This is a genomic window from Alteromonas sp. DYW1 (genome assembly GCF_059752595.1).
Window position 1 is genome coordinate 2,761,817 of the sequence record NZ_CM186038.1, and the last position, 12,250, is coordinate 2,774,066.

Below are 12,250 nucleotides of genomic sequence, written 5' to 3' on the forward strand. Positions count from 1 at the left end.
GCTTGGAGCAGAAACAAATCGAGTCGCTCACAAAACACAATGAGCAACTGGCACAATTTATTATTCGGCTGTCGAAGTTCTATGAAGGTGCGAATAAACAAATTGACCACGAATTGCAGATTTTACGTGGGCATATCTCAGGCAAGCCAAATATCACACTGGCTACAGTAAGTATCGGTAAACTTAATAAGTTACTGATGCAAAATGCTGATAGCCTCAAAAAACAAACATCACAAACCATCAGCCGTTTAGAGTCGGCGATCAAACGCTTACAGGGTGTGGCATCAATTCCGCCTAATTTAAAAAGCGAAACGGCACGGTTTCTTTCCTCGTTAAGCATGCACAGTGGCGATATGTTTGCGTCACTACCGCAATTTGAAAAGGCCATAGGGCTATATCAGCAAGCCTTGGACAATACGCAAACCGAGAATGCCAGCGAGCCACAAGCAAAACCCTCCAAAGCGGAGGCTAAGCAAAGTAACACACCGATAGATGCAGCCTTGCATGCAACCATTAGCAAGGAGTTACAACAACTCATCGAGCCGTACTATCAAAAAAATCCTGGCGACCAGCGTCTCGAGGATGTGCGCAATAAATTAATCAACGGCTTGTCACCGAATCAACTCATGGAATGTTGTCTGATCTTTATTCGCTTGATTGTTAAAGAAGTGATTAAGGAAGCTGGCGTCAATGGCAAAATCGTCGATCAACTTCACCGTTCATTAGTGAAAATGAATAAGGAAGTCACCTCGACCTTGAGTGCGGCACAAGAAAAACTCAACTTGCGCGTCGCACAAGACAATTCTTTGCAAACCCACATTGATGATTTGGGTGAAGTGGTTACCGATTCGAAAGACTTAGAACTCCTCAAGCAACAGGCGCAGCAATACTTAACCAAGATGCAAACGACGCTAAATGAGCGTCAGGAAAGCGATAAAGAAGAGCAGCAAGCGCTAATTAACCTTTTGGAAAACCTCCAGCGCGAACTTAATGCAATGGAAACGCAAACGCTGCAATATCGCAAAAAATTAGCTGACCAACGTGCGCAAGCGCATACCGACCCACTCACTCGTGTACCCAATCGTATTGCCTATAACGAGCGCATGGAGCAAGAATATAATCGCTGGCAACGGCATAATACCGCGCTTAGTGTTGCCATTGTCGACATTGACCACTTTAAGCAGATCAATGACAAATATGGCCATGCCGCAGGCGATAAAACCTTACAAGTCATTGCCAAACATTTACGCAGTAATCTGCGTAAAACCGATTTTCTCGCGCGTTGGGGTGGTGAGGAGTTTGTGGTGTTATTCCCAGATAGTTCAGTGACGGACATTCTACCGCCATTAGAGAAACTACGAGAAAAGCTGGCCGCTTTGCCCTTTAAATTCAAACAACAACCCGTCAGTATCACCGCATCTTTCGGGGTCGCTCAATTCGTTAAAGGCGATACCATCGAAAGCGTCTTCGAACGCGCAGATGCTCACCTTTATAAAGCCAAGAAGAATGGCCGTAACCAAATAATAAGTGATTAAACATTGAATACTATGACACGCGTGCAACTGAATCCCGTTGGCTGGATCAGCCAGCTTTCACAAGGTGAAGTTACCCTATTAACCGACACAGCTAACAGTGAACTGTATGATGTTTTTCGGAATTGTTGCCTTGCCGTTTTGAATAGTGGTGTCGATGAAGACGACTCAGAAACCTTATTCGCCCCCTATGAGTCTTTCCAAGTACGCTTACTAAGGCGAGAGCGTGGCGTTAAAATGGAGCTTATTGATCCACCCGACGTGGCTTTTGTCGATGGACGTTTGATCGCAGGTGTGCATGAACATTTGTTTTCAGTGTTACGTGATTTGTTGTACATGCACGTTAAATACAATGGTATCGCGGAATGTGAACCTGCTGCCGTGCGTCGTTTATCTGATGTCACAGCGACCAGCATTACCGATATGGTATTTGATATGCTGCGCCACGCCGATGCGCTTGAGGGTAATGATGACCTAAACACTATCGTCTGTTGGGGTGGCCATTCAATTGGCACTGAAGAATATAAATATACCAAAGAAGTGGGTTATCAATTGGGACTGCGTGAAATGAACATTTGCACCGGTTGCGGTCCAGGTGCGATGAAAGGTCCCATGAAAGGAGCGGCCATTGGTCACGCTAAGCAGCGCTACCGCAAAGGTCGTTACATTGGGATCTCTGAACCTAGCATTATTGCCGCCGAACCCCCTAATGCCATTGTCAATGAACTGATCATCATGCCGGATATTGAAAAGCGCTTAGAGGCATTTGTGCGCGCCGCACATGGCATTGTGGTGTTCCCTGGAGGTGTGGGGACCGCGGAAGAACTGCTCTACATACTTGGGATTCTATTGCATGAAAATAACGCCCAGCATCCGTTCCCACTGATTCTTACTGGACCTGCCAGCAGTGCGAGTTATTTTGAGGCCATCGATGCATTTGTGGGTGCAACCCTCGGTAAAGCTGCCCAACAACGTTATCAAATAATTATCGATGATCCGCGTGAAGTTGCCCGCAGTATGAGTTTGGGCCGAGAAAAAGTAGAACAGTATCGGCGGGCTGTTGGCGACGCGTTCAGTTTCAATTGGTCACTCAAAATTGACGGCATCTTTCAACAGCGCTTTGAGCCTACTCATGCTGCGATGGCTGCACTTCCATTGCACCGCGATCAACCGATTGCACAATTGGCGGCAGTATTACGTCAAGCATTCTCAGGCATCGTCGCGGGTAATATCAAATCGTCAACAGTCGCACAGATTAAGCAGCAAGGCCCATTTAGCTTGTCAGGTGATCCGGAACTGATGAAAATGATTGACCAGCTATTACAATCTTTTGTTGATCAGCAGCGGATGAAACTACCGGGTAGTAAATACGAACCTTGTTACACAATTAATGTTTAATTTTTTAAAAACACACTTTAAGCTTGACGGGTTTTAAGAATTACGTGGAGTCGAACGGAAAATCATGAATAGCAAAGTCATCAAAATGGTCATCACCGGTTTTGCTCTTTATGCCATATTTGTTTATTCCGTTGTATCTTTCTTTCCAGACAGTCCGGATGATATGGATTGGGAGGATCGCGAGCAATATAACAAAGTGCAAATAGCAAAGTTGAATTTAGGCACATCGAAACAGGAAATTCTGGCCCTGTTAGGTTCGCCAGATATCACTGAGGCCAAGAAAACCCGCGATGGCATGATGCAAGTCATGTTTTATCGTACCCAGCACATGAAATCCGATGGCATAACAACACAAAATGAATGTACGCCGCTGTTGTTTGAAGACGATATCCTTATTGCTTGGGGTGATGGCGTGTATCTAAACTTTCTTGAAGGATGACGCAGCCGCAAGAAATCACTATTGATAGCCTGGTGCATGCAAGCGTTCAGTTTCATCGCGCTTGCAATCAGGCAACAGCAGCAAGTGCAGCGATTCAGGAATCGTTAAAACTCAGTGACGGCTTTATGCGTTCGCTGAAAACTAACCCCGCTCTATTTTTTCCTCATTGTGAAGCCATTTATAGCAAACATAAAGCGTGTCAGTGGCTGGCACGATTAGCGCTTACACTATTATTAGGCAAAGCCAATCAGGTAAGTGACGCGTTTTTACAGCATGTACTCGCAGGGCAAATCTTAGCTGAAGGACTGAAAAAGTTACGTGAACCACAGCATAAAAAGCAGTTTAGCAAACAATGTTTGCAGGCAACTCAAAATCAACACTTTCAGGTATATTTGTGGTCACTACGTTTTGCGTTAAGCGGCAAACGCCCCGCGCTCCCTGTTGCTCAGACACACTACAATACTGATCTGTACCAGATTGTCAGCAGCGCGACGCTTATCGCTCGCCAATTGTCTAATACGGACAAGCCTGACTCGGGTCTATTGTTTAAAACTATTGGGCGCTATGCCAAACAGGATAAACGCGTGTTTGCCCTGTTAGAGCCGTTGCTTAGCCCGGATTCTCCGCTGTTCATGGGCCTCTTAGTTAAACAGCAACAATCTATCTACGTTGCAGTCGCGGCATCTTCAACTCAGATTACCCTCGCCGCGCTAAAACCAAGCTCTGAAAACCCACAACGTATTCCGGTTAGACAACTTCGCCATGCCGATTTTTTACCGAATGTAATCCTAACCCAACGTCTGCCCTACTCCCGGTTCTTTCGCTTATTGCAACAACTGCAATTGCCCGCGCTAGCCAACACCCATTTTATCTCCAACTTCAGTCTCCAGCATCCTCCACAGGACTTATTAAAGGTGTTGGATGCACTGCGTAATCCCAACTCAGAGCCTGCAAATTTAGTCACCGTGATTGAACAAAACCCATTTTTCTGTGAAATCCTCAGCCGCTCTGCCACACAGTTGAACCGTCTCAATATCAATGTGAAAAGCTTAAAGCAATCAATTATGACGCATGGCATGGAACGCATTGCTGCCGTTTTAACTGAACACGTGTTATGGCAACGTTTAACCGCAAATCAATTTCCGTTAGCGCCGCAATTTAAAACGTTCAGTGCGTTGTATCGCAGTCTTGCTGCTCAAGTGGCTGAGCAGAGTAAGGTCGGGATCCCGCAACAATACAGTTTAGCCGCACTTCTGCATATTTCTGCGCTATTTACCGTTGCGCCATTGCGTCTATTACATGAATGGCAATATGGAACTAAGGAGCTATCCGATGTTGCTTCGTTGTTGACGGCTAACATGCAAATAGACTATAGCCAGCAAGCTCATACATTGGCCCGCGCCTGGCATATCGATGCAGATATTATCCGTGCCTTTTCGGCAGACGGGCGTAAAACTCGTGTCAGCCAAATGCTGCAGGACTGTTTACGAGTGTCTCTTTATCTCACCCGACAATGGCTGCATCAGGGCTCCTCGAATAATCAGCAGATCTTGGCAGAACTCGGTGTAGAGTGCGCTCGCTTGGGGATAGCTGAGCCAACCCTTCAGGCGCTAAGACTGTCCCACAGTGAACAATTATATTGTCCACTAGGTAATACTGCTGCTTAAACCTTCATTCCGGCTGTTTATTTCGACGATTAGCTCTGTTACCAACTCCTCCAATCAAGTAAAATGCTCGGCTTTGTAAGTATTGATGAAAGAAAAGAGGAAATTACATGACACAGCAACGTATCACGGTGATCCGTGGTGACGGCATCGGCCCAGACATTATTGACGCGACGATCAAAATCTTAGAAAAAGCGGGCTGTGATTTTGTGTATGACTATGCTGATGCTGGCTTGATGGCGTTGGAAAACCACGGCGAATTGCTACCGAAAGAAACCCTCGACTTGATAGCAAAAAACAAGGTTGCCTTGAAGGGGCCACTCACTACGCCGGTAGGTGAAGGATTTACCTCAATTAACGTTAGTTTGCGTAAACAGTTTAAGTTGTATGCGAATTTACGCCCAGTTTTGTCATTTAAAGGCACAAAAGCACGCTACGAAGATATCGACATCATTACCGTTCGCGAAAATACGCAAGGTATGTACTCAGGATTAGGCCAAGTAGTTTCCGAAGATGGTACTGAAGCTGAAGCGATGAGTAAAATCACGCGCGAAGGCGCAGAGAAGATTGTGACCTTTGCCTACGAACTGGCCCGCCGCGAAGGGCGTAAAAAAGTCACCGCCGTGCATAAAGCGAATATTCTTAAGTCAACTTCAGGTTTGTTCCTGAAAGTGGCCCGTGAAGTTGGTGAGCGTTATCCAGACATTGAGTCTACAGAAATGATCGTGGATAACTGCTGTATGCAACTCGTGATGAATCCGCATCAATTTGATGTCATTGTAACCACCAATCTGTTCGGTGATATTTTGTCCGATCTTTGTGCAGGCCTTGTTGGTGGCTTAGGCATGGCTCCTGGCGCTAATATCGGTGAAGACTGCGCGATTTTCGAGGCTGTTCACGGCTCTGCTCCTGATATCGCAGGGAAAAACCTAGCCAACCCTACATCGGTTATTTTGGCGGCGATCCAAATGCTTGAATACCTCAATATGGCAGACAAAGCTGACAAGATCCGCAGTGCACTAAAAGATGTGATTGAATCTGGTGACCGCACCACACGCGACCTTGGTGGTGAGTCTGGTACTACAGAGTTCACAGAAGCAGTATTAGAGAGATTATAAGCTTCCAAGCGGTGCCTAAACGCAAGGCAACTTAGCCCTGAATAGTTAAGCACAAGGCAGTACGTTAGCCACAAGCGGCAAAATGTGTAAGCAACGCCCGGTCAGAATACCGGGCGTTTTTTATGTTGGGCGTCATAAAATCACATAAATAAAACTGATCTAAACCTGATCTCGTCAGCAAGAATCAATTTCTTTATGCTACCGCCACAATGTTGCAATTCATTGGATACCCATAAATTGCTACGTTGGGCATGACTGTATGCCATTAACTACATCATCAAATGGAGATTGATATGAAAAAGACATTGATAACCTTTAGCGTTATTGCATTAACAGCCCTACTTAGTGCTTCCCCCGCAGTCGCCGCGAAAAAGACCATGGTCGAGAGCACGGTAGCGTCTACCCCCGCTGTACCCAGCGCGCTGGATCTTAATACTGCAACTGTTGAACAGTTATCTGCTCTCAAAGGTATTGGACAATCCAAAGCACAAGCAATCGTTGATTACCGCAACAGTGTGGGAAAATTCCACCATGTGGATCAATTAACTGAAGTTCGGGGTATTGGCGATAAACTACTGGCTAAGTTAAAGCCGCAACTAAAAGTGTGAGTCGCGCCCCGACTTGAAAAGCTTCGTTTCTTAGTAAAACGGCAAAAGGTGCTTACCGCGCTGCAAACGAAAAGGCCTTATTGCAATGTTCAAGCAATAAGGCCTTTGTTACCTGGAAATTTAGCAAAAACCACCAACTATGCAAGACTAACTGAGAGGCCAATCATACAGTTTAACTAGCACATTAATGGTGAGGCTAGTCAACTGTGCACTCATTGAGGGTTCGCACATTTTTGTAGGGTATAAGTCTTCGTTCTAGATCTGCGTCATAGTTGACGTTTTCTTGCGGAAAGTAATGAGATTCTACATTACTATCTAACCACTCCAGTAAATCTATGCACAATGTTTTTGCCAATTCTATGTGCGAATCCTTTAAATTAGTCGTTTCAAACGGGTCGATCTCTAAATTGTACAGTGACACAACACCATGCCAGTCTAAAATCAGCTTGTGAGGACCTTTCCTGATGGCGGAATGGGGACTCAGAGGTAGTCCGTCGCTCGGATTATTGACAATCACATTGAAGGGATAATGCCAATATATAGTATCTTTTCGGTATTCTTGCTCTTGATTAGTATCTGTCAGAAAAGGCAAAAGGCTCTGGCCATCTAACGCATTATCGGTGCCTTCATGCTGCTCAGAATAAGCATCAGAATCTAATCCTGAGAGGTCCATGATAGTTGGAAACAGATCGGTTGCATCTACTACTGTGTTCACTTTTTTCCCCACCGCAACTTTATTTTGATGCCAAATAAGAAGAGGAACTCTAACCCCACCTTCATAAAGCGTTGCCTTTCCTCCTTTCAGCGGCGTATTTGATGTCGGCGGGGGATTATCCGCGTCCCCCTTTTGTGGAATATCACTGCGATTGAGAATGTAATCTACCCCACCATTGTCAGACATAAACACAACGTAAGTATTATCATCTATCCCTAATCTAGTAAGGTGCTCAAACAATCGGCCTATCGATTCATCCAAACTATCAACCATCGCCGCGTAGGTAGGATTGTTGTGCTGATTCCAACCTCTAGTTTGCTTGGCGCTGTAATAACTAACTGTATTAGCCTCTGCTTGAATAGGAGTGTGAACAGCAAAATGGGAGACAAACAAGAAAAAAGGCACACGAAGCCTAGCGCTCTCTTCAATAAAATTTATTGCTTGTGAAGTCAGTTCCCGGGTTAAAAATGATTGACCTGTGTCCTTTCCTAGTTGACCCTTTGCCAGAGGAACAGTCCCAACTTCCAGTGAGCTGAAGTATTCGGCAGTCCAACTGGCGCGCCAATTAAAATAGTCGGAACCACCTGCATCAAAGTAGGCGAGCTCCTCAAACCCTTGGTCCTTCGGTTGATACCCTTCGGCACCATGCCCCCCTAGGTGCCATTTACCCAAAAACGCAGAACGATAACCTTGTAAAACTTCCGCAATGACGATTTCATCCTTGCCTTCATCTAGCCTCGATCCGGAAATTAATGCTGTTTGAGTGGAACCGTTTGCTAAAGCATATTGTGCCCCAGCTCGATTAGAATAGGTAAAATCAAAGGGGTGTACCCCCTCAGGTGGATTTAAACCATTCCCAAAATATGTTCGCTCTCTATTTGGTGTTGCAGTATTAAAACCCATTCGGCTAGCAAATTTACCTGTTAGTAAAGCAGCTCTCGTTGGGGAGCAGAGTGGATTGGCATATGCATTTGTAAATGCCACTCCTTGTTGTGCAAGTCGATCTATATTAGGCGTTTCATAATACTGTTGATCGACCGGAATGCCTGTTAAGTGCGATGCAAAAAAACCCACATCGGTATAACCTAAGTCATCAGCAAGAACAAAAATGAAGTTTGGCTTGTCAGTGTCTATTATCGGGGTATTGGGCGTTTCTTCGTCGCCTGAGCTTCCACCACAACCAATCAATACTGTAAGAATGAAGCATATGACCGTTGACTTTACTACTGAGACCTTGTTGACCATATGTTTCCCAGAACGTGAGGCAAATTTATATACTGCAGATATGATGTTTAATTTCATATCAATTGGCAAGAAAAGGTATTTAATTTAAACCGATCACTTGATATTGAATTTGCTGTATCAAGATCTGCTTTATTGAGAAAGAAAGTTGAGCGCTACTGTTCTAAAGCCTACATGGGATGTTCCAAGATATTTATCCTGAGGTTGGCGAGCTTCTGGTCTATACCTTGCACATACGTTTTCTGAACACAAATGTGATCCCCCTTTAATCACTACCAATGGCACTTCTTCAGAATGGAAAAAATCCACCGCACCTTCTCTCATAGGCGGGCTTTCACGCATATGATTAGGATAATAAGTACTATCGGTTAATTCCCATACATTGCCCAACATATCGTAAAGGCCATTACTGTCTGGCGCATAACACCCGACCGGAGCTGTTCCTTGAAATCCATCTAGCGTGGTTTCATGATAGGGAAATTTTCCGTGCCAAACATTAGCATTTTTAGGGGCCGTTCTGTCCAAAATGGGAGCAGTTTTACCAGCATTGCGCGCAGCGTATTCCCATTCAGCTTCGGAAGGTAACCGTCGTCCAGCCCATTTGGCATATTCAATTGCGTCTTCATAAGTGATATGTACAACAGGATGGCGTTCCTTTCCTAAAATATTACTAGCTGGGCCGTATGGGTGCTTCCAGTTGGCCCCCGGTACAAAAATCCACCAGCGCATTTGGTTAAGATAATCATCTGATGCGAAGGGTGCAAATACGAGTGAACCCGGAACTCTAGCACTTTCAGGTAAATCCGGCGCAACGGCTTTGTCTAGGCCCCTCTCAGCTCTAGTTTTGTAGCCCGTGGCATCAACAAATGTTTTAAACTGCTGATTGGTGACCTCGGTATGACTGATTGCGAAGGCATTCACAATCGCAGTGCGCCTTCCAACTTCCTCATCATATATACCCGCTTCTCCTATAATGAACTCACCAGCATCAAAGCTAATGTCTTTCTCGGCTAAGTCTGGACATTGCTTGCTACTAGTCTCACTTGTTTCTGACATTTCATTACAACTCAGGAGTAGAAAAGTAAGTATAAGAGTTACAACAGATCTATTTGTACGGCTCATATGAGGAAACATGATTCATTAAACGAAAAGGTGTAAAGATAAAGCGATCACTCACCGTATGAAAGCTTTAATAAAAGTCAGGCTCAGCGACCCGCATTTAATGTACTTAGTAGATGCGAATCGCCTAACATATCAGTCGTTGAGTAACGTTCTTTAATTGCTATTCATTGCCTGAAATCATTTTAATAAACGCGCTAAACTCTTCTTTTAACTCAGGATGACGCATCGCGTACTCCACATTCGCCATCATATATCCAAGTTTGCTACCACAGTCATGACTCTTGCCTTTCATATAATAGGCATCCACTTGTTCTTTATTCATCAATGTGGCGATTGCATCAGTCAATTGGATTTCATCGCCCGCGCCTGGAGGCGTAGACGCTAGACAATCCCATATACCCTCCGACAGCACATAGCGCCCCACTACGGCTAAGTCAGATGGCGCTTCATCAATCGGCGGCTTTTCAACCATGGCATGAATTTTACCAGATTCTCCCGCTTTCAATTCAAGACCTTCCAGATCGACAACTCCGTACTTGTTCACTTCTTCGTGCGGAACTTTTTCTACCATGATTTGGCTGACACGACTGGTATTAAACTTTGCGACCATGTCTGCCATGTTGTCTTTCTTCAGGTTTGACGCCGCGTCATCAATAATTACATCAGGCAGCACGACCGCGAATGGCGCATCGCCAACCATTGGGCGCGCACATAAAATCGCGTGCCCAAGGCCTTTTGCGACGCCTTGGCGAACATGCATAATAGTTACATCGGTTGGGCAGATCGATTGCACGTCAGCTAATAGCTGACGCTTTACCCGTTTTTCAAGCGTGGCTTCAAGTTCAAAACTGGTATCAAAGTGATTTTCAATACTGTTTTTACTGGCGTGAGTCACCAAGATGATCTCTTTGATACCCGCCGCCACACACTCTGCAACAACGTATTGTATCAATGGTTTGTCAACAACGGGCAGCATTTCTTTAGGTATCGCCTTGGTCGCAGGCAGCATTCGTGTTCCTAGTCCGGCTACAGGAATAACCGCCTTTTTAACTTGACTCATGAGTGTGGTTCCTTAACTGATAATCCTCTACCGATCCCATAGTAATGCAATCCATATTCCAGCATCAACTCTGGTTCATACAAGTTTCGGCCATCAAAAATGACGGCGTCGGCCAATTTCTCTCTTAACATGGTAAAATCCGGCGCTCTGAACGACTGCCACTCAGTGCAAATAATAAGCCCATCAGCACCCTTGAGCGCACTTTCTTTTGTGCCGACCAATTCGAGATCTGAGCGCTCTCCATAAATTCGCTGAGTTTCTTCCATCGCCTCAGGATCGTAAGCCTGAACTTTAGCACCGGCCTGCCACAACGCTTCCATCAGGGTGCGTGATGATGCTTCACGCATATCATCGGTGTTAGGTTTAAATGCCAGCCCCCATAATGCAAATGTTTTGCCTTTCAGGTTTTGCCCATAATGCGTTTGAATATAACCAAACAGTTTTTGCTTTTGTCGCTGATTTACCGACTCAACCGCATTCAGGATTTCTGGATTAATCCCGATACTCTTTGCACTTTTTGCGAGCGCCTGCACATCTTTAGGGAAACAAGAGCCGCCATAACCGCAACCAGGATATATGAATTGATAACCAATCCGAGGATCTGAGCCGATACCGCGCCGCACGTGTTCAATATCGGCACCAAATGCCTCAGCCAAGTTCGACATTTCATTCATAAAACTGATTTTGGTAGCCAACATGCAATTGGCGGCATATTTGGTTAACTCCGCGCTACGTACGTCCATGACGATGACTTTGTCATGATTGCGGTTAAACGGCGCGTAAAGCTCACGTAGGCGCTTTTCAGCGTAGTCACTGTCTGTGCCTATAATAATTCGGTCAGGTCGCATGCAATCGTTGACTGCTGCACCTTCTTTGAGGAACTCAGGATTTGAAACGATATCAAAACCACAAGATTTTTTTAGCTGTTGTAATGTCTTTCTGATTTGCGTTTGAACTTGGTCACTAGTCCCCACTGGCACTGTTGACTTAACCACAATAATTCTGTGGTCATGCATGTGAGTAGCAATCATTTTTGCGACATCTAGAACATGAGAAAGGTCAGCAGAACCATCTTCATCGGGCGGCGTGCCAACCGCAATAAAAATGGTCTCACCGAACAAAACACCTTGTTGAGCGTCTGTAGCGAACTTCAGGCGGCCGGCCTCAATATTGTTACTGACTAAGGGGGCCAGACCAGGCTCAAAAATTGGAACATTACCAGTGTTTAGGCCATCAACCTTCTTTTCATCGACATCAATGCACAGCACATCATGACCCACTTCAGCCAACACGGCCGCTTGCACTAAACCCACATACCCTGCACCGAATACTGTTATCCGCATCGCTATCTA

At 45.2% G+C, this 12,250-nt stretch carries 10 protein-coding genes; 6 read left to right on the plus strand and 4 right to left on the minus strand.

All coding sequences use genetic code 11. The annotated features are described in order from the left end of the window. The first annotated feature begins 2 nt into the window (after positions 1 to 2). From AC121Z_RS12405 to AC121Z_RS12430, 6 genes are all read left to right on the plus strand, one after another. Positions 3 to 1,535, plus strand: coding sequence for a GGDEF domain-containing protein (locus AC121Z_RS12405; protein WP_498124335.1), 1,533 nt, complete (start codon positions 3 to 5; stop codon positions 1,533 to 1,535). 12 nt (positions 1,536 to 1,547) lie between these two features. Next, on the plus strand, positions 1,548 to 2,930 hold the full coding sequence (ppnN, locus tag AC121Z_RS12410; protein ID WP_498124336.1) for a nucleotide 5'-monophosphate nucleosidase PpnN: 1,383 nt from the start codon (positions 1,548 to 1,550) through the stop codon (positions 2,928 to 2,930). Positions 2,931 to 2,994: 64 nt separating this feature from the next. Next, positions 2,995 to 3,369, plus strand: a complete 375-nt coding sequence (locus AC121Z_RS12415) for a DUF3192 domain-containing protein (RefSeq protein ID WP_498124337.1) — start codon at positions 2,995 to 2,997, stop codon at positions 3,367 to 3,369. After that, positions 3,366 to 5,036, plus strand: a complete 1,671-nt coding sequence (locus tag AC121Z_RS12420; RefSeq protein ID WP_498124338.1) for an HDOD domain-containing protein — start codon at positions 3,366 to 3,368, stop codon at positions 5,034 to 5,036. The genes AC121Z_RS12415 and AC121Z_RS12420 overlap by 4 nt, the downstream gene beginning before the upstream one ends. Before the next feature lie 107 nt (positions 5,037 to 5,143). Further along, a complete protein-coding gene (locus AC121Z_RS12425) occupies positions 5,144 to 6,151 on the plus strand; it encodes an isocitrate dehydrogenase (protein ID WP_498124339.1) in 1,008 nt (335 codons plus the stop codon). A gap of 293 nt (positions 6,152 to 6,444) precedes the next feature. Next, positions 6,445 to 6,759, plus strand: a complete 315-nt coding sequence (locus tag AC121Z_RS12430; protein WP_498124340.1) for a ComEA family DNA-binding protein — start codon at positions 6,445 to 6,447, stop codon at positions 6,757 to 6,759. A 196-nt stretch (positions 6,760 to 6,955) separates the two neighbouring features. Here AC121Z_RS12430 and AC121Z_RS12435 read toward each other — a convergent pair whose 3' ends face one another. The 4 genes from AC121Z_RS12435 to AC121Z_RS12450 form a co-directional block, all read right to left on the minus strand. Further along, positions 6,956 to 8,776, minus strand: a complete 1,821-nt coding sequence (locus AC121Z_RS12435) for a sulfatase (protein WP_498124341.1) — start codon at positions 8,774 to 8,776, stop codon at positions 6,956 to 6,958. 72 nt (positions 8,777 to 8,848) lie between these two features. Then, on the minus strand, positions 8,849 to 9,772 hold the full coding sequence (locus AC121Z_RS12440) for an SUMF1/EgtB/PvdO family nonheme iron enzyme (RefSeq protein WP_498124342.1): 924 nt from the start codon (positions 9,770 to 9,772) through the stop codon (positions 8,849 to 8,851). Positions 9,773 to 9,998: 226 nt separating this feature from the next. Beyond that, positions 9,999 to 10,898, minus strand: a complete 900-nt coding sequence (gene galU / locus AC121Z_RS12445) for a UTP--glucose-1-phosphate uridylyltransferase GalU (protein WP_498124343.1) — start codon at positions 10,896 to 10,898, stop codon at positions 9,999 to 10,001. After that, positions 10,895 to 12,241 carry a UDP-glucose dehydrogenase family protein gene (locus AC121Z_RS12450; RefSeq protein ID WP_498124344.1) on the minus strand — a complete coding sequence of 449 codons (1,347 nt, stop codon included), beginning with the start codon at positions 12,239 to 12,241 and terminating at the stop codon, positions 10,895 to 10,897. Before AC121Z_RS12450 ends, galU begins: the two co-directional genes overlap by 4 nt. Between the last annotated feature and the right edge of the window lie 9 nt (positions 12,242 to 12,250).